At 66.9% G+C, this 18,651-nt stretch carries 15 protein-coding genes, 3 tRNA genes and 1 pseudogene; 15 read left to right on the top strand and 4 right to left on the bottom strand.

The features are described from left to right. Positions 1-43 precede the first annotated feature (43 nt). The 9 genes from AC5P5W_RS03220 to AC5P5W_RS03180 all read left to right on the top strand — a co-directional run bounded on the left by AC5P5W_RS03220 (position 44) and on the right by AC5P5W_RS03180 (position 5,344). Positions 44-523 carry a peroxiredoxin gene (locus tag AC5P5W_RS03220; protein WP_197575257.1) on the top strand — a complete coding sequence of 160 codons (480 nt, stop codon included), beginning with the start codon at positions 44-46 and terminating at the stop codon, positions 521-523. An 84-nt stretch (positions 524-607) separates the two neighbouring features. Continuing rightward, complete coding sequence (locus tag AC5P5W_RS03215) at positions 608-2,008, top strand: PhoH family protein (RefSeq protein ID WP_014646742.1); 1,401 nt, start codon at positions 608-610, stop codon at positions 2,006-2,008. Beyond that, entirely contained in the window at positions 2,005-2,511 is a 507-nt protein-coding gene (locus AC5P5W_RS03210) for a hypothetical protein (RefSeq protein WP_014646741.1), read from the top strand. Before AC5P5W_RS03215 ends, AC5P5W_RS03210 begins: the two co-directional genes overlap by 4 nt. Positions 2,512-2,523: 12 nt before the next feature. After that, positions 2,524-3,192 carry a DUF1275 family protein gene (locus AC5P5W_RS03205; RefSeq protein WP_197575255.1) on the top strand — a complete coding sequence of 223 codons (669 nt, stop codon included), beginning with the start codon at positions 2,524-2,526 and terminating at the stop codon, positions 3,190-3,192. 108 nt (positions 3,193-3,300) lie between these two features. Beyond that, a complete protein-coding gene (thiD, locus tag AC5P5W_RS03200) occupies positions 3,301-4,110 on the top strand; it encodes a bifunctional hydroxymethylpyrimidine kinase/phosphomethylpyrimidine kinase (RefSeq protein ID WP_046429932.1) in 810 nt (269 codons plus the stop codon). Further along, positions 4,107-5,033, top strand: coding sequence for an alpha/beta hydrolase family protein (locus AC5P5W_RS03195; protein WP_142234573.1), 927 nt, complete (start codon positions 4,107-4,109; stop codon positions 5,031-5,033). Before thiD ends, AC5P5W_RS03195 begins: the two co-directional genes overlap by 4 nt. Beyond that, positions 5,024-5,100: transfer RNA gene (locus AC5P5W_RS03190), tRNA-Arg, on the top strand. Before AC5P5W_RS03195 ends, AC5P5W_RS03190 begins: the two co-directional genes overlap by 10 nt. Before the next feature lie 58 nt (positions 5,101-5,158). Continuing rightward, positions 5,159-5,235 (top strand) — tRNA-Arg (locus tag AC5P5W_RS03185). Positions 5,236-5,267: 32 nt separating this feature from the next. Continuing rightward, a tRNA-Arg gene (locus AC5P5W_RS03180) sits at positions 5,268-5,344 on the top strand. Between the two features lie 790 nt (positions 5,345-6,134). On the opposite strand, the gene AC5P5W_RS03175 is transcribed toward AC5P5W_RS03180, so the two are convergent. After that, on the bottom strand, positions 6,135-7,055 hold the full coding sequence (locus tag AC5P5W_RS03175; protein ID WP_014646737.1) for a LysR family transcriptional regulator: 921 nt from the start codon (positions 7,053-7,055) through the stop codon (positions 6,135-6,137). 140 nt (positions 7,056-7,195) lie between these two features. Between AC5P5W_RS03175 and AC5P5W_RS03170 the strand changes: the two genes are divergently transcribed. Next, the gene (locus AC5P5W_RS03170; RefSeq protein ID WP_014646736.1) at positions 7,196-7,897 is read left to right on the top strand and encodes a pirin family protein; all 702 of its coding nucleotides are present in this window, start codon (positions 7,196-7,198) and stop codon (positions 7,895-7,897) included. 115 nt (positions 7,898-8,012) lie between these two features. Here AC5P5W_RS03170 and AC5P5W_RS03165 read toward each other — a convergent pair. Further along, positions 8,013-8,255, bottom strand: a pseudogene (locus tag AC5P5W_RS03165) (TonB-dependent receptor domain-containing protein); the annotation flags it as partial. A gap of 24 nt (positions 8,256-8,279) precedes the next feature. After that, positions 8,280-8,975 (bottom strand): alpha/beta fold hydrolase, encoded by a 696-nt coding sequence (locus AC5P5W_RS03160; protein WP_197574434.1) that lies wholly within the window; start codon positions 8,973-8,975, stop codon positions 8,280-8,282. Between the two features lie 184 nt (positions 8,976-9,159). On the opposite strand from AC5P5W_RS03160, the gene AC5P5W_RS03155 reads away from it, so the two are divergent. Beyond that, positions 9,160-10,299, top strand: a complete 1,140-nt coding sequence (locus AC5P5W_RS03155) for an MFS transporter (RefSeq protein WP_032957729.1) — start codon at positions 9,160-9,162, stop codon at positions 10,297-10,299. Between the two features lie 82 nt (positions 10,300-10,381). Here AC5P5W_RS03155 and AC5P5W_RS03150 read toward each other — a convergent pair whose 3' ends face one another. Then, entirely contained in the window at positions 10,382-11,500 is a 1,119-nt protein-coding gene (locus AC5P5W_RS03150) for an alpha/beta fold hydrolase (protein WP_126411929.1), read from the bottom strand. 184 nt (positions 11,501-11,684) lie between these two features. On the opposite strand from AC5P5W_RS03150, the gene AC5P5W_RS03145 reads away from it, so the two are divergent. The 4 genes from AC5P5W_RS03145 to AC5P5W_RS03130 all read left to right on the top strand — a co-directional run bounded on the left by AC5P5W_RS03145 (position 11,685) and on the right by AC5P5W_RS03130 (position 18,565). After that, positions 11,685-13,031 (top strand): c-type cytochrome, encoded by a 1,347-nt coding sequence (locus AC5P5W_RS03145; protein ID WP_197574433.1) that lies wholly within the window; start codon positions 11,685-11,687, stop codon positions 13,029-13,031. Beyond that, the gene (locus AC5P5W_RS03140; protein WP_014646731.1) at positions 13,028-13,954 is read left to right on the top strand and encodes a c-type cytochrome; all 927 of its coding nucleotides are present in this window, start codon (positions 13,028-13,030) and stop codon (positions 13,952-13,954) included. Before AC5P5W_RS03145 ends, AC5P5W_RS03140 begins: the two co-directional genes overlap by 4 nt. 115 nt (positions 13,955-14,069) lie before the next feature. After that, entirely contained in the window at positions 14,070-16,448 is a 2,379-nt protein-coding gene (locus tag AC5P5W_RS03135; protein ID WP_197574432.1) for a TonB-dependent receptor domain-containing protein, read from the top strand. Positions 16,449-16,456: 8 nt separating this feature from the next. Further along, positions 16,457-18,565, top strand: coding sequence for a phosphocholine-specific phospholipase C (locus AC5P5W_RS03130; protein WP_495220823.1), 2,109 nt, complete (start codon positions 16,457-16,459; stop codon positions 18,563-18,565). Positions 18,566-18,651: the final 86 nt, after the last annotated feature.

Raw genomic sequence — 18,651 nt, 5'->3', positions numbered from 1 at the left:
TGCAATTGTCTTGGAAAGAACCCAGGCTCGACAGAAGGACCTCATGAACAACGGCGATACCCTGGACAGCACCACCCTCTCCCTGCCGCTGGCGCTGTCCGGTGGCGACCAGGCCACCCTCGGCGACTATACCGGCCAGTGGCTGGTGCTGTACTTCTACCCCAAGGACAGCACTCCCGGCTGCACCACCGAAGGCATCGACTTCAACGCGCTGCTGCCGAAGTTCAAGAAGGCCGGCGCGGTCGTGCTGGGCGTCTCGCGCGATTCGGTGAAGTCGCACGACAATTTCTGTGCCAGGCAGGGCTTCGGCTTCCCCCTGGTCAGCGATGGCGACGAAGCGCTGTGCAGCGCCTTCGACGTGATCAAGATGAAGAACATGTACGGCAAGCAGGTACGTGGCATCGAACGCAGCACCTTCCTGATTTCCCCCGACAGCCGCATCGTGCAGTCCTGGCGCAAGGTCAAGGTCGCCGGCCATGCCGATGCCGTTCTCGCCGAACTGAAGGCCTCCCAGTCCAAGTGAGTCCCACTGCCTACTGTGTCTGCCATCACCCTGCCAGGCAGCAGGCCGTGGTGGTTTTTCCCTGTCCGTAACCAGGAATCGACGATGACCCGAGGCAAGCGCATCTACGTGCTGGATACCAACGTGCTGATGCACGATCCGACCGCGCTGTTCAAATTCGAGGAGCACGACGTTTACCTGCCCATGCAGGTGATCGAGGAGCTGGACAACGGCAAGAAGGGCACCTCCGAAGCGAGCCGCAACGCCCGCCAGGTGAGCCGCTTCCTCAACGAGCTGGTGCAGGCCTCCGGCCTGGACAACCTGGCCGACGGCATTCCGCTGCAGCGCCCGAATGGGCTGCAGCTGCGCGGCAAGCAGAGCGCCGGCAAGCTGCGCTTCCAGACCAGCCATTTCGACGCTGGCAAGAGCTTCGGCAAGGTGATCCCGGACAACGCCATCCTCGGCGCGATCCTGGCCCTGAAGGAAGAAACCCCCGACCTGCCGGTGGTGTTCGTCTCCAAGGACATCAACCTGCGGATCAAGGCCGCCATCGCCGGCATCGTGTCCGAGGACTACGAGAACGACCGCGCGCTGGACGATTTCAGCCTGCTCTACACCGGCGCTACCGAGCTGCCGGAAGACTTCTGGAAGCGCCACGGCGACGACCTGCGCAGCTGGAGCGACAAGGGCCGTACCCATTACGAAATCCAGGCGCAGGACGGCGAGGAGTGGTACCCGAACCAGTACGTCTACCTGCCCGGCGAAGATGAAGTCGAGCTGCGCGTCAGCCGCGTGGTCGGTGACGGCAAGGTGGTGCTGTCGCTGGTCGATGATTTCCGCCACGGCAGCCACGCCGTGTGGGGCATCAGCGCACGCAACCGCGAGCAGAACTTCGCCCTCAACGCACTGATGGATCCGGAGATCGACTTCGTCACGCTGCTGGGTACCGCCGGCACCGGCAAGACCCTGCTGGCGCTGGCCGCCGGCCTGGCGCAGACGATGGACCAGCAGCGCTACCGCGAGATCATCATGACCCGCGCCACGGTCAGCGTCGGCGAGGACATCGGTTTCCTGCCCGGCACCGAAGAAGAGAAGATGACGCCGTGGATGGGCGCGCTGACCGACAACCTGGAAGTGCTCACGCACAACCAGGAAGGCGGCACGTGGGGGCGCCAGGCGACCAACGACCTGCTGGCCAGCCGCATCAAGATCCGCTCGATGAACTTCATGCGCGGCCGCACGTTCCTGTCGCGCTACCTGATCCTGGACGAGGCGCAGAACCTCACCCCGAAGCAGATGAAGACGCTGATCACCCGCGCCGGCCCCGGCACCAAGATCGTCTGCCTGGGCAACGTCGAGCAGATCGACACCCCGTACCTGACCGAGACCACCTCGGGCCTGACCTACGCGGTGGATCGCTTCAAGAACTGGCCGCATAGTGCACACATCACCCTGCGCCGTGGCGAGCGTTCGCGCCTGGCCGATTACGCTTCGGAGGTGTTGTGAACCGCCGCACCCGCCTGCTGCTGCCCACGGCTGCAATCACCCTCGCAGCCGTGCTGGGCGCCTGCACCACTACGCGCGGCCCGGCCAGTGTGCCCACCGCCGAGCGCACCGGCCAGTCCTGGGTGGTCACCCGCCCGATCATCGCCGCGCAGGTGCTCGACACCTGCTCGCGGCCCAGCCCCGGCCGCGAGGCCGGGCGGGTCAGCGGCTACTGGGCACCCAGCCGGCAGCAGATCGACCAGCTGGAAGCGAATCTGTCTTCGCTGGAGGCCCAGGTGCCGAAGGTGCTCGACTTTGACCGGCAGTACGTCGGCATCGAAAGCGCAGGCCGACGCCTGATCTACATCAATGCCTTCCACCTGCCCGACGACAGCGGCATCAATCCGGCCCGCGAAGCGATCCGCGTCTGCGATGGCGGCGCGCAGTTCTGGGGCGCGGTGTTCGACCCGGCCAGCAACACCTTCAGCGAGCTGCAGTTCAACGGCGGCTTCGGCGGGCCCTGAGGGGCCCCGCCGATGGGAATACGCCTGCCCACCTGGGTCTGGATCGGCGCGGTCGCGCTCTCGTGCGTGGCCGGCATGGTCAACGTGGTCGGCTTCCTCGGTTTCGAGCACCAGGCGGTCAGCCACATGACCGGCAGTACCAGCCAGCTCGGCATGGCACTGGCCCAGGGTGACTGGCGCGCGGTCGGCCACCTGTGGGGACTGCTGATCGCGTTCTCGCTGGGCGCAATGCTCAGCGGCCTGCTGATCCAGGACAGCACCCTGCAGCTGGGCCGACGCTACGGCGTGGCACTGGCGCTGGAATCGGCTCTTTTGCTGGTGTCCATTCCGCTGTTCGAACAGCACCAGATCTGGGGCGCACTGGCCGCCGCCATGGCCTGCGGCCTGCAGAATGCAATGGCCACCACTTTCAGCGGCGCGGTGGTGCGCACCACCCACCTCAGCGGCATGTTCACCGACCTCGGCATCGGCTTGGGCCACCTGCTGCGCGGGTTGCCACTGCAGGTACGGCGACTGACCCTCAGCGGCCTGATCATCAGCGGCTTCCTCGCCGGCGGCATGATCGGCGCCTGGCTGTTCGTGCGCTGGCAGTACGACGCCCTGCTTGCCCCCGCCCTGCTGACCGGCCTGACCGGACTGGGTTATGTGCTGTACCAGCAGTGGGCGCGTTGGCGGCATTGAGGGCGGCGCTCCGGGGGGTCAGATCCCTTTTCCTGCGGAAAAGGGATCTGACCCCATCTATCAGCGGCGACGCTACCTCCTTTACGGTGACCACGGCACAATCGCTGGATGAGCCCGACCACTCCCGTTTCCGCCCTCACCATCGCCGGCTCCGACTCCGGTGGTGGCGCCGGCATCCAGGCCGACCTGAAGGCCTTCGCCGCACACCGCGTGCATGGCCTTTCCGCGATTGCTGCACTGACCGCGCAGAACACCCGCGGCGTCATCGCCGTGCATGTGCCGCCGATCGATTTCCTGCGCGCGCAACTGGACGCCTGCTTCGACGACTTCGACATCCACGCGGTGAAGCTCGGCATGCTGGCCAACGCCGAGGTGATCAATGCCGTCGCCGATGCATTGGAGCGCCATCGCCCGCCACACGTGGTGCTGGACCCGGTGATGGTCGCCACCAGCGGCGCGCGCCTGCTGGAAGACAGCGCCCTGCAGGCGATGCGCGAGCGGCTGATCCCGCTGGCCACGCTGATCACCCCGAACACGCCGGAAGCAGAGCTGCTGGTCGGACGGAAGATCGGCAACGGCGATGACGCGGAGCGCGCCGCTTCCGCCCTGCTCGACCTGGGCGCCGGTGCGGTGCTGCTCAAAGGTGGCCATCTGCAGGAAGGCAACCGCGTGATCGACCGCTACTTCGACGGCGTCAGCAGCGAAGAATTCATCCATGCCCGCCTGCCGCTGGACGCACATGGCACCGGCTGCACGCTGGCCTCGGCCATCGCCGCGCAACTGTGCAACGGCTTGAGCCTGGCCAATGCCTGCGAAGCCGGTATCGACTACGTTGCACGCGGCCTGCAGCAGGGCTATGCCCCCGGCCGCAGCGAGGTGCTGGTGCTCGATCACTTCGGCGCGGCACCACACGCATGAGCCTCACACCGGACGTCCTCGCCGTGCAGTGCGCTGATGGCCATCGCTATGAAGTGATTGCCTGCGTGCCTGCACAGCCCATCGCGCGCCTGCTGTGGCTGCCTGCACTGGGCGTGGCCGCGCGCCACTACCTGCCGCTGGCGCAGGCGCTGGCGGCGAAGGGCGTGGCGGTGTACCTGCACGAGTGGCGCGGCAATGGCAGCAGCTCACTGCGGCCGTCGCGCACGCAGGACTGGGGCTATCGCGAGGTACTCGAACAGGATCTGCCCACCAGCCAGGCGGTCCTTGTCGCGGCGGATGACGAGGCCGGCGCGCTGCCCTGGATCATCGGTGGCCACAGCCTCGGCGGTCAGCTGGCCTGCGTGCATGCCGGCCGCAATCCGCAGCACTTCAACCGCTTGTGGTTGGCGGCCAGTGGCTCACCGTTCTGGCGCGGCTTCCCGCCACCGCGCGGCTGGCTGCTGCCACTGGTCTACCGCTTCCTGCCGTGGATCGCACAGCGCCAGGGCGTGCTGCATGGCCGGCGCCTCGGCTTCGGCGGCACCGAAGCGCGCGGACTGATCGCCGACTGGGCGCGCGTCGGCCTGAACAACCACTATGCCGCGGCCGGCATGGACGAAGACCTCGACGCACAGATGGCGCGCGTGCATGGCAGCGCGCAGGCGGTGTTGATGGAACACGACTGGTTGGCACCGACCGGATCGATGCAGACATTGCTGGCCAAGCTGCCGAATGTGGACGCGCAGCTGCGCGTGCTGTCGGCGCAGGAACTGGGCACGCGTGCGGATCATTTCGCCTGGTTGAAGGCCCCTGACGCTGTGGCAGACCGCTTTTTCATTCAGTTGGATGAAAATTTTCACAAAACTGTTGACGGTACGCGCCGACATCCGCATAATTCCGCTCCTGTCGCAGGGCGCCCGTAGCTCAGTTGGATAGAGTACCTGGCTACGAACCAGGCGGTCGGGAGTTCGAATCTCTCCGGGCGCACCACTCGACAGGTTTTCAGCATCCGCCGCTGGAAATGCAGTAAAATTTGATTGTGTACCGCGCGCCCGTAGCTCAGTTGGATAGAGTACCTGGCTACGAACCAGGCGGTCGGGAGTTCGAATCTCTCCGGGCGCACCATACACAGTCAGCACAACAAGTTTATGTAATTGGCGCCCGTAGCTCAGTTGGATAGAGTACCTGGCTACGAACCAGGCGGTCGGGAGTTCGAATCTCTCCGGGCGCACCATTACACCGAAACAGCAGGCCTCGGCCTGCTGTTTTTTATGCGTGTTTTTCGGCAGGGCTGCGCCCTGCACCCCTGGTAGTGCCGGCCGCTGGCCGGCAACCTCAACGGCAACAGCAGAAGCTGGCATTCCGTGGGTTGGCGGGGCGGTGTCGGAGTGCGGGGACGCCGCAAGTACGTCCATGTAGCAACTGTGTTGATGGAGGGGCTTGGCCCCTCCATCAACACAGTTGCTACATGGCGATCGTCGAGATCCAGGCTTACACGGCGGCCCACGCCGGCTCTCGACACCTACGCTGCCAGATTCCGATCAGATAAGGCTTGGCAGCCGCATCCATGCGGCTGACACCCCGCACTCCGACACCGCCCCACCTTCGACAGGTTCACGCGGCTGTTGGTAGGTGTCGACCTTGGTCGACACATCTGTCAGATATCGAGTGAATTCATCCACGCATGACGTGGATCTACCGTGTCGACCAAGGTCGACACCTACCAGAGCAGTACGCCGTTCCGACAGATCGCGGAAAACTGTCGAAGGCGGGGTGGGTCCGGTTGCGGGAGTGTCCGCGGCATGGATGCCGCGGCCAAGCCCCCATGGGTGAGGGCGCTTTGCTTGCGAAGCACTGCTTCGCAAGCGCCCGAACGCACAGCCGCCAGCGGCTGGGCCGGCCTGGGGGTTTTCGGCGTCTCCCGCAGCCGGACCCAACCCGCCACCTCACGGAATGCACGCTGTTGCTGTTGCTGTTGCTGTTGCTTTGGCCTCGGCGGGTGCAGGGCGCAGCCCTGCCAAACCCTACCCCTTGGCCATTGCCTGCCACCACTGCGACAGCAGCTCCGGCCTGCGCAGGCGCTCGCGCCACCACCGCAGTGCCGCGCCGTCCTCGCCGGTGCGCCAGGCCAGCCAGAACGTTTCCTCCGGCTTGTGTTCCTCCACCTCGCGGATCACCAGCTGGCCACGCGCCACTGCAGCGCGCGCGCACGGCTCGGGCAGGAAGCCGAAGCCCACACCTTCGCATTGCAGCTTCAGTTTGCTGGCCATGTCAGGCACGGTCAGCATCTCCTGCCCCATCAACAGGCCCACCGTGCGCGGCAGCAACCGCCGCGCCGAATCAGAAACGGCGATCGCGCAGTGCTCGACCAGCTGCTCGCGACCGAGCACGCCCGGCACCTTGGCCAACGGATGACCGGGTGCGACCGCGAACACGAACTCCACCGTGCCCAGCGGCTCGACCACGTAACCACCGCCACTGGGCCCCTCGCCCGGCGCCCCGACCAGCAGGTCGGCGCGGCGGTCCAGCAGGGCCTCCCAGGTGCCGGACAGGGCCTCGCCGATCAGCCGCAGCCGGGTCGGCGCCTCGGCCTCACGAAACGCGGCGATGTCCGGGCCCAGCAGCCAGGTCGGGAACACCGAGTCCACCGCCAGGGTCAGTTCGGTCTCCCAGCCCGACGCCACCCGGCGCACCCGCAGCTCCAGCTCGCGGGCCGCACGCAGGAGATGGCGCCCCTCGTCCAGCAGGGCGCGTCCGGCCTCGGTCGGTTCGGCACGCGGGCCGACCCGGTCGAACAGCTGCACGCCCAGGTCCTCCTCCAGCTTGGCCACAGTGTAGGAAATGGTCGAGGGCACCTTGTGCAGCGCCTTGCCGGCGCCGGCAAAAGAGCCGCGGCGGTCGATGGCATCCAGGATCTGCAGGGCATCGAGGCTGAGCTTGAGCATTCGAATTTTTCGATGATGGCCGTCAAAACTATCCGTTTTTCAAACCCCGGGCGCAAGCGGATACTTCTCTCCAACGGGGAAACACGGCAACTACCGCCTCACCCCGCCCCATCGAAACCATCGAACAAGGAGATTCCATCATGCTGCAGATCCGCAAGAGCGCTACCCGTGGCCTGGCCGAGCATGGCTGGCTGTCCTCGCGCCATACCTTCTCCTTCGCCAACTACTACGACCCCCGCTACGTCAGCTTCGGCCCGCTGCGGGTGATCAACGAAGACAAGGTGATCGGCGGCCAGGGCTTCGGCACCCATAGCCACAGCAACATGGAGATCGTTTCCTATGTGCTGGGCGGCGCGCTGGAGCACAAGGACTCGATGGGCACCGGCTCGGTGCTGCGCTACGGCGACGTGCAGCGCATGAGTGCCGGCAGTGGTGTCAGCCACAGCGAATTCAACCACTCGGCCGACGAGACCGTGCACTTCCTGCAGATCTGGATCTTCCCGGACCGCGAGAACATCACGCCGTCCTACGAGGAGACCCACTTCGCCCCGGAGACCAAGCGCGGCCAGCTGCGCCTGATCGCTTCGCCGGACGGCGCCGACGGTTCGCTGCGCATCCACCAGGATGCCCGCATCTTCGCCACCATCCTCGATGGCGGCCAGAAGCTGCACCACGCGCTCGGCAATGGCCGTGGTGCCTATGTGCAGGTTGCCCGAGGCCAGCTGCAGGTCAATGGCATCACCCTGGAAGCCGGTGATGCACTGCAGGTCAGCGACGAAGCGCAGCTGACCCTGGAAAACGGCAACGACGCCGAAGTGCTGGTGTTCGACCTGCCGCTGTAACCACAACGCCCGCGATGCCGCAAAGCATCGCGGGCGCATTTCCGTAGAGCCGAGCCCACGCTCGGCTGCGGTGTGACAGCCAGCCGAGCGCGGGCTCGGCTCTACAGGACCCGCGTCAGAACCTGTACGTCATCGCCAGCCGCACATTGCGCGGCTCACCCCAGGTGTAGGTGCTGTACCAGCTGAAGATCGTGTAGTAGCGCTTGTCCAGCAGGTTGTTGACGTTGAGCGTGGCCGACAGGCGATCACTGAATTCATAACGCGCCATCGCATCCAGCAACCAATACGGTTGGGTGCGATGTACCACCTTGGCCTGCGTGGCCGGGTTGGTGATCTCGCCGAAGGTGGAATCCTGTCGTGCGGTGCGACGCGCCGCGCGGGCTCAGCCGCCGATGGCGGCGCAGGCCTCCAGGATCAGCGCGGTCACTTCCTTCGGCTGCGAGGCCAGCGAGGCATGGCTGGCATCCAGCTCCAGCAATCGCTTGGGCTGGATGCGCGTGGCCATGGCCTTCTGGTTGTCCGGCGCGATCATGCGGTCTTGGCGGGACAGCTGGTACCAGCTCGGCTTGTGCTTCCAGGCCGGATCGCTGACCGCATCACCGAAGGTGCTCGCCAACGGCGCCTTCTGGGTCACCGCCATCACCCGGCCCTCGTCGGCGCTCAGGTCCTGGCAGAAGCTCTCATGGAACCTGTCCGCACGCAGCCACAGGTAGCCATCGCTGTCGGGTGCCAAGTTCGGCGCTGCCTCCGGCAGGTGCTGCTGGGTGATGCCACCGGGGCTCTCGCCGGCATCAGGCGCGAAGGCAGCGATGTAGACCAGGCCCTTCACGTTGGGCTCGCTACCGGCCTGGCTGATCACCGCGCCGCCGTAGGAGTGGCCGACCAGCAGCACCGGCCCGTCGATCTGCCGGACCATTTTCCGGGTGCGTCCTGCGTCGTCGGCCAGCGAGGTAAGCGGCAGTTCCACCGCCTGCACGCGGTCGTGGCCGTTGCGATGCAGTTCCAGGATCACCTTGGCCCAATGTGCGGCCCCGCCCCAGAATCCATGGACAAGGAGGATGGTCGGTGTCGTGCTCATGTACAGGTCTCCGGCAGCGGCCGGCGGGATGCCGACTGTGCAGCCACTGTCCGTGCGTGGCGTTAATCGCTGGTGACGCAATCGGGTCACTGCAATCGTATGCGTCGTTTGATGTCGTGCATGGCACTTGCCGACCTGGCCTGATAACGATTTCATGGAGCTCTCCCGGAGCTTCGCATCGCGCATGACGCCTTCATCCCCACGTGCCCAGCAGCACGCCACCCGTGCCGCCTTCTTCATTCCCGGCTTCGCCACCGCCGCGTGGGCGCCGATGGTGCCCTACGCCAAGGCCAAGGCCGGGCTATCCGACGCCAGTCTCGGCGCCGTGCTGCTGTGCCTCGGGCTGGGTTCGCTGCTGGCGATGCCACTGGCAGGTGCGCTGACCGGACGGCTGGGATGCCGTCGGGTGATGGTGATCACCTGCGCGATGATGCTGGGCGCCCTGCCCTTGCTGGTGCTGGCACCCTCGCCCGTGGCGCTGGGCGCAGCGCTGTTCGTGTTCGGCGCCGGCGTCGGTGCATTGGATTGCGCGATGAACATGCAGGCCGTGGCGGTCGAGCGCGACGCCGGACGCGCGATGATGTCCGGCTTCCACGCCTTCTACAGCATCGGTGGATTCGTCGGCGCCGGCTGCATGACCGGGCTGCTGATCCTCGGCACGCCGCTGTGGCTGGCCGCGCTGCTTTCGGTGGCCGCGCTGCTGCTGGTTGCCGTGCTGTCGGCACCGCACTGGCGTCCGCAACGGATCCTGCACGAAGGCCCGCTATTGGCGCTGCCGCACGGCGTGGTCCTGTTCATCGGCGTGCTGGCCTTCGTGGTGTTCCTTGCCGAGGGCTCAATGCTGGACTGGAGTGCGGTGTTCCTGGCGGAAGTGCGGCAGGTACCGCGCGACCAGGCCGGGGCCGGCTTTGCGTTGTTCACCCTGGCGATGACCGCGATGCGCCTGTTCGGCGACGGCATCGTCGAGCGCCTCGGCCGGACCCGCACGCTGGTCATCGGCGGCATCACCGCTGCGGCGGGCTTCACCCTGGCCACGCTGGTGCCCTCGTTCCCGGTGGCGTTGGCCGGCTACGTACTGGTCGGGCTGGGCTGCGCCAACATCGTGCCGGCGCTGTTCTCGATGGCGGGCCAGCAGCGGGTGATGCCGGAGAGCATCGCCATCACCGCGGTGACCACACTGGGTTACGCCGGCATCCTCGCCGGTCCGGCAGCGATCGGCGCACTGGCGCATGCCACCAGCCTCGGTTTCGCCTTCCTGTGCGTGGCCGCGCTGCTGCTCGGCGTCGCGGCGTCTGCCCGCGCACTGGCACGACGCGTGGCCTGACAGAAAAAGGGGACGGAGGGGATTAAGTCGTTTCCCGCACACCTGGCCTGGAAACGACTTAATCCCCTCCGTCCCCTTTTTCTCAGCTGCGCGCCAGCCACTCAGCCTGGGCCGGCAGCTGCGGTGCCGGGCACGCGTTCTGCGGATGGTGCTCGTCGCGCGCCATCCAGTCATCGACCACGCCCGCCAGCAGGTCCAGCCGCAGCGGCAGGGTGATGTGGTCCTCGCCGCGCATTTCGATGTAGTGCGCGCGCGGGTTGGCCTGGGCCAGTTCGCGGCCCTGGCTGACCGGAATGTGCTGGTCGCCCTGCCCGTGCAGCAACAGCACGCAGGCGCGGGTATCGGCCAACGCACGCGCGACGTCCACGCGGTCCAGATCGACGTCGATGCGGCGGCTGGCGGCGGCGATCACCTGGTTGATGTCCTGGCCGCCGTAGCGCCAGCGCGCGTACGACGCCACCGCCTGCGCCTTCAGGCCTTCCGGCTGGAGCCCCATCAGGTGCGGGATCATGGTGCGGATCGCCACGCCGGCATTGGCGAACGATTCCATCGCCACCACGCCTTCGACCTGGTCACCCAGCTTGTCGGCGGTGAACACCGCCGTGGCCGCACCATAGGACACACCGAACAGGTACAGGGGCCCGGTCACTTCGCCGCGCGCGCGCAGCTCGCCGATCACATCGACCACGTCATCCGACTCATAGGTGCCATAGCCGGACGGGCCGGTGCCGGACTGGCCGTGGTTGCGCAGGTCGAGCGTGACCACGCGGTAGCCGGATTCGGCCAGCTGCAGCGACCATGGCAGCATCGAATCACCGTTCATCATCCACCCATGCAGCAGCACCACGGTGCCGCGCGGCGCCTGCGCGCGGAACGGCTGCGGCACGGCCAGGCTCAGGCCGGTATCCAGCGGCAGGCCGTTCTCGTGGCGCTGCGGCAGGTAGCGGTAACGCGCGCCGTAGTCGCCCGGATCGAATACGCGCCAGAAGATCGGCACGCCATCGCGGCCCGCCGCGAAGCCATGGCGGTTGGGCAGTTCGGCGATGGCCGCGGCGATGCGCGGACGATCGAGCAGGGTCGACACGCCACCCGGCGCGATCAGCTGATCGGCGAGTGAGGTGGACGAGGCGTTGATCGAGGATGAGCATGCAGCCAGCCACAGGCCGGCGCACGCCAGCAACAACAGCAGCAGGCGCTTCATATCACGTCATAGGGATGAATCAGACAGATTGGGACGGTAACGCCCAATAGACCGGCCATCTATCGCGCACGGATGACGGCTTGATGACAACGCAGGAACGATTCAGTTTGGTGTAAAAGCTGTATCCGTTCAGTCATTGATCCGGATCAATGAACGCGCGCCCGGGAGTGCCCACAGTGCCGCCATGCGCATCTCGTTCAAGCTCGCCATTGCCCTGGCCGCCACGGTGGCCGCCGCCTACGGCATCGCCCGCAGCACGCCCTACTGGTTCGCACCGCGACAGACCGCGCAGGTCGACATCCACGATCCGGCGCTGATCGCGCAGGGGCGCTACCTGTCACGTGCCGCCGACTGCGCGGCCTGCCACACCGCGCCGGGCGGCAAGCCGTTCGCCGGTGGCCTGGGCATGCAGACGCCGATGGGCACGATCTATTCGACCAACATCACCCCCGATCCGGACTCCGGCATTGGTGCCTACGACTACGCCGATTTCGAACGCGCGGTCCGCCGCGGCATCCGCCACGACGGCCAGCCGCTGTATCCGGCGATGCCGTATGCCTCGTACGTGATCGCCAGCGATGCCGAGATCAAGGCGCTGTATGCCTATTTCATGGGCTCGGTGAAGCCGGTGAAGCAAAGCAACGCCGACAGCACGATTCCATGGCCGGCCAACATGCGCTGGCCTTTGGCATGGTGGCAGCTGCTGTTCGCGCGCCCGCGCAGCTTCAACCCGGATCCGTCGCTGGATGTGGGCCAGCAGCGTGGCGCTGAGCTGGTTGAGGGCCTGGCCCACTGCGGCGCCTGTCATACACCACGTGGGCTGGCGTTCCAGGAGAAGGCGATGGCCGACGATGGCAGCCGCCAGTTCCTGTCCGGCTCGGTGCTGGAAGGCTGGTATGCGAAGAACCTGCGCAATGAATCGACCGGCCTGGCCAGCTGGAGCGAGGGCGAGATCGTCGACTTCCTGCGCACCGGGCGCACCGATCGATCGGCAGCCTTCGGTGGCATGGCCGACGTGGTCGAGCACAGCACGCAGTACCTGTCCGACGCTGACCTGCTGGCCATGGCGCGCTACCTGAAGCAGCTGCCGGCGCGTGAGGGACGCAGTGCGCAGTGGTCGCCTGGTACCGACACCACCACCGCCGCGCTGCGTAGTGGCGACTATCGCGTGGCCGGTTCGCTGGCCTATGCCGAGCACTGCCAGGCCTGCCACCGTGCCGACGGGCGCGGCATGCCACGCGTCTATCCTGCCCTGGCAGGCAACTCGATCGTGTTCGCCGACGATCCCAGTTCGCTGGTGCAGGTGACCCTGATCGGGGGTCGCACCCCGCACACCCCGCACGACCGCATGGCCTTGACCATGCCCGGCTTCGAGCAGCTGCCGAACGCGCAGCTGGCACAGATCCTGACCTTCATCCGCAGCAGCTGGGGCAACCAGGCCAGCGCGGTGAGCGAGGTCGAGGTGGCACGCATGCGCCGGGTGGTGCGTGACAAGCCGGTGCACTTCGTTCCGCAGGAGGCCGCACGATGAAGCGTTCGCGCAAACGTTCCCGCCTGCTGCTCGGTAGTGCGATCACCGTGGTGCTGCTGGCCGGTGCGGGCACCCTCGCCTATCGTCACCTGCACCCGGGCCTGGATGCCGCCGTAGCCAGTACGATCGATATCCTCGATGCACAGGGCAAGGTGGTCGCCCACTACCACGCGCCCAGTGCCGAGGAGATCGCCGGACTGGGCAATGCCGAATCGGTGATGCTCGGCCGGCGCATCCTCAACGAGACCGCGCGCCTGCTTCCGGACAACGTCGGCAACGATCTGAACTGCAATTCGTGCCACATGGCCGAGGGCAAGCGACCGTTCGGCAACCACTACTTCAATACCGGCGGCGGTGCCTATCCGCGCTACATGCCGCGCCCGGGCAAGGTGATCGGGCTGACCGAGCGCATCAATGGCTGCCTGCAGCGCTCGATGAACGGCAAGCCGCTGCCGAAGGACGCACCGCAGATGCGCGCGATGCTCGACTACATGGCGTGGCTGAGCAGCCCGGTGCCAGAGGGTGCAAAAGTGGCCGCGCCCAGTGAGGGCCCCATCGACAGCACGCTGACTCCGGACCCGGTCCGCGGCCAGGCGCTGTATGCCGTGCAGTGCGCCGCCTGCCATGGCGACAACGGCGAAGGCCGACGCGATGCCAGCGGTGACATCGCCTTCCCGCCGCTGTGGGGCGACCACAGCTTCAACATCGGTGCCGGCATGGCGCGCCTGTACAAGGCGGCCGGTTTCATCAAGCACAACATGCCACCGGCAGTGACCCGGGCACCGCCGCTGGGGCAGCAGGTGATGCCGGACCAGGATGCGGTGGACATCGCCGGCTATTTCATCAACCAGCCGCGGCCGGACTTCGCCAACAAGGGCAAGGACTGGCCGCGTGACCCGAAGCCCAAGGACGCACGGTACTGAAGCAGGCGGCGGGTGCCGGCCGTCGCAGAACACGATTCCTGCATCGCCACGTCATGCCGATGTCATTGGCGCTGCCGACACTCCGGGGCTTCCCTGCTCTGAAGGTCCGGTCTCGATGCGAACGTCTGCGCGCTTTCCCCGTGTCTCGCTGCTTGCCCTGCTGATCGCTCCCGCACTGGACGCCCTGGCCGAAGCACCGCAGGGCGATGCCGCTGAAGCGCGCAGCAGTGAGGCCCGCACCCTCGACCAGGTGCAGGTGATCGGCCAGGCCACCAGCTATGCCAAGACTTCCGTGCGTGCGGAAACGCTGAACCGGCAGACCGTGATGAGCAGCGTCAACGACGCGCTCAACGAAGTGCCCGGCGTGGTGGTCAGCGAGGCCGATGCCACCGGCTCGTCGGTGTGGGGCACGCAGATCAGCATGCGTGGCTTCGTCACCAACCGTGATACCCAGCAGATCGGCACCACTATCGACGGCCTGCCCAATGGTGGCTCGGGTTACGGCGGCGGCTCGCTGGCCAACCGCTACATCGACACCCTCGACCTGGAAACGGTGGAAGTCAGCCAGGGCACTGCCGATATCTCCTCGCGCTCGAACGAGGCCCTGGGCGGCACGCTCAACTTCCTCACCAGCGATCCGCTGCAGGACAGCCGCCTGCGCTTCGTGGTCGGCGCCGGTGACAACGAGGCACGCAAGTACTACGTGCGCTACGACACCGGCCTGCTCGGCGGCCACACCCGCGCCTGGGTCAGTGCCTCGTCGGCGCGCGTGCATGACTGGATCGATGGCAGCGGCAAGACCAGCAATGACCACATCGCCGGCAAGTTCATCACCGAACTGGATCGCTGGACCCTGACCGGCTACCTGTCCTACAACGATGCGGACGAGCCGGAGTACACCAGCGTCTCACCGAAGGGCTTCGCGACCAATCCGGATCGCGACAACCTGGTCGGTACCCTCACCGGCATTCCCTACCTGGACCAGAACTACCGTTCCGGCTCGCGTGCGCTGCGCGAGAACACCTTCGGCTACCTGCGCGCGGCCTTCGACGGTGGCAACGGCTTCAAGGCCTCGGTGGCCGCCTACGGGCACCGCATGCAAGGCCGCGGCGACTGGCTGCCACCGTATCTGGCGCAGGTCAGCGATGACGGAGCCGGTCGCCCGGAGTCGGAATACCTCGGTGGCAAGACCGTGTACGGCGGCAGCAACCGTGGCCAGATTTTCTTCGTCAATCCCGATGGCAGTGCCGCGCAGCGCCTGGCCAGCTGCAGCCCGCGCCTGGGCTTCACCGCCGAGTACGATCCGAACTGCTACGCCGGCAACGTGCTGGGCGCGCAGTCGTATCGCCACACCCACTACGACAACGACCGCATGGGCGTTACCGCCGACGTCGAATGGCGCCAGACTTTCGGCGCAGTCGACAACACGATCCGCGGCGGCCTGTGGGTGGAGAAGCTGGACCGTTCGGCACGCCGCGACTGGCATCGCCTGCTCAACGTCGGCCGGGACATCGCCTTCGACCACCAGCCGTACTGGGTACAGTTCGAGGACAAGTACAAGGTCGACGAACAGATGTACTACGTCGAGGACGTGGCCCGCTTCGGCCCGTTCAGCGCGCGCCTCGGCGTGAAGCAGTTCTTCGTGGACCAGTCGCGCCGCCGCGTGATCGGTGCCAGCGAGCACGTCACATCCGACTCCAGGTCCGATCCGCTGCTGTCCACCGGCTTCACCTGGGCGCCCGGCGTGGAAGGCATGGAGCTGTTCGCGGGCTTCTCGCAGAACTTCGCCGCCATCCCCTCCGGCGTGCTCGGCGAGACCGACCCGCAGCGCTTCCGCAACGTCGAGCCGGAGACCGCCGACAACATTGAAATGGGCATGCGCATCAGCCGCTGGCCCCTGACCGCCTCGGTCACGCTGTACAACATCAAGTTCGACAACCGCATCGTCTACCTGCCGGCCGGCTTCGTCAGCGGCATCGACTACCTGGGCGAGACCGACGGCGTCTACGAGAACTTCGGCGGCGTGGAAAGCAACGGCCTGGAAGCGGCGTTCGGCTATGGCTGGGACAACGGCTGGCGCCTCAACGCCGCCTATACCTACAACCGCTCCAAGTACCTGGGCAGTGGCGATGCCGCGCGTGATACCCAGCTGGGCATCGTCGACGGCGCCAAGGTGATCGGCCAACCCGAACAGACCCTCGTACTCTCGGCGGACTGGCAGGGCGAGAACTGGAACTTCGGCCTGTCCGGCCGTTACCTGGGCACCCGCTACCTCGACGCCGCCAACGTCAACAAGCTGCCCTCGGCCACCGTGTTCAACGCGAACATCGGCTTCGACCTGCAGGGCCTGTCGCCGCGCCTGAAGGGCATGGGTGCCAACCTGGTGGTGAGCAACCTCACCGACAAGCGGTATCTTGCGGGGGTGGACGGCCGCGACAACGCCTTCATCGGCGCTCCGCGCACCGTCGGCATCTCCTTCCGTGTGGACCTGTGAGTGAGCCCGTGACCGAAATCGGCCGACGCCGGTTGTTGCAGGCCGGCGTTGCCGCCGGCCTTTCCCCGCTGCTGCCCAGCATCGCCCGGGCCGCCGCGATCGCCCCCGCCGCGCAAACCCGCAGCCTGGAAGACCTGCAGCACATCGTGGTGTTCATGCAGGAGAACCGTTCGTTCGACCACTACTTCGGCACGCTGCCGGGTGTGCGGGGTTTCGGCGATCGCTTCGTCGCTCCGGCGCAGGCACTGCAGGCCGGCGCCCGCGCGCGCAGCCTGTGGCTGCAGCCCGATGCCAGCGGCAAGCGCGCGATTGCGCCGTTCCCGCTGGATACCGCCGCGCACTTCGGCTACATGCGCGTGGAAGGCACGCCGCACACCTGGCCGGATGCACAGCGGGCCTGGGACCACGGACGCATGGGGCAATGGCCGAAAGCCAAGCAGAACCACTCGATGGGCTACTTCCAGCGCAGCGACCTGCCCTTCCAGTTCGCCCTGGCCGATGCCTTCACCATCTGCGACGCCTACCACTGCGCGATGCAGGCCGGAACCAACCCGAACCGGGTGTTCCTGTGGACCGGCCACAACGATGCTGCCGCCCGCGCCGGCGGCCCGGTGATCGCCAACTCGCACGACAACTTCCCCGAGCACGGCGGGCATCCTGCGTCGTACCGCTGGGCCAGCTATGTCGAACGCCTGCAGAAGGCGGGGGTATCCTGGCAGATCTACCAGGACATGGCCGACAACTTCACCGACAACCCGCTGGCCGGCTTCGAGGCGTTCCGCCAGGCCTACCGCGCTGCGCCGGGGCACGACCCGCAGCTGCGCGCACGCGGGGTCAGCACGCGTGGCCTGGCGCAGCTGCGCCAGGACGTCATCGACGGACGCCTGCCGCAGGTCAGCTTCATCATCGCCGACGCGGCCGGCAGCGAGCATCCCGGCCCCTCCAGCCCGGCCCAGGGCGCGGCCTATACCGCACGCGTGCTGGATGCACTGACCGCCGATCCGCAGGTGTGGAGCCGCACCGCCCTGCTGCTGATGTTCGACGAGAACGACGGTTTCTTCGACCACATGCCACCACCGGCACCGCCTTCGCCGGTGGACGGTGGCTGGGCGGGTGCGTCCTCGGTCAGCACTGAAGGCGAGTACCACCGCCATCCGGCACCGGGAGATGAGAAGTACGACTTCGCCGAACTGCGCGGCCGCCCGTATGGACTGGGCCCGCGCGTGCCGCTGTACGTGATCTCGCCCTGGAGCCGCGGTGGCTGGGTCGATTCGCAGGTGTACGACCACACCTCGGTCATTCGACTGATCGAACGCCGCTTTGGTGTGTCCGCGCCGGACATCTCGCCGCGGCGCCGCGCGGTCTGCGGCGACCTCAGCACTGCGTTCGACTTTGCCCAGCGCGATACCCGCCCGTTCGTCCGCGGCCTGCCCGACGTGAGCGCGGTGGCCGCACGCGCCGCTGCTTTGCCGGGGCGCACCGTGCCCGCGCTGCCAGAGGGGCTGAAGCCAGCGAAACAGGAAAGCGGTGTACGCCCGGCGCGTGCCCTTCCCTATCGACCGCAGGCATCGATTGCTGCGGTCGACGTCGCGGGCGTTGACCTGGCGTTGTCCTGCGAGGGCGCAGCGGCAGTGCTGCATGTCTACGATCGGCTGCGGCTGGAGGCGGTGCCGCGCCGTTACACGCTGCTGCCGGGCATGCCGCTGCGCGAGCGTTGGCCGCTGGACGCCCAGGGCCGCTATGACCTGTGGCTGCTCGGTCCGAACGGCTTCCACCGCCACTTCCAGGGTGCGGCCAAGGCTCCTGCCGTGCAGGCTTCAATTGATCGCGCGGATGGCCAGCTGCGGCTGCACCTGCGCAATCTGGGTGACAGTGCACAGCAGGTGCGCGTGCATGGCGGCGCCTATGCAGGACACATGCCCGAACAGACATTGGCGCTGCCCGCACATGCGCAGACTTCATTGGCGTGGGATGCAACGCCTACCGCCGGCTGGTATGACCTGCGCATCAGCGCGGGTGGGAGTGTGCTGCGTTTGGCCGGCCGCGCCGAGGATGGTCGCCCCGGCACCAGTGACCCGGCGATGGGCACCGAACCGCTGCGGTTCGAGCACGATTGAAGAATCCCTGTAGAGCCGAGCCCATGCTCGGCTGCTTTCGCCCCGGTCGCATTGCCCCGAAAAAATGCAGCCGAGCGTGGGCTCGG

This window comes from Stenotrophomonas sp. YJH_SMC_123, from assembly GCF_059368215.1.
Note: the sequence above shows the minus strand (reverse complement) of the source record. Positions and strands in the feature narration are given on the sequence as shown.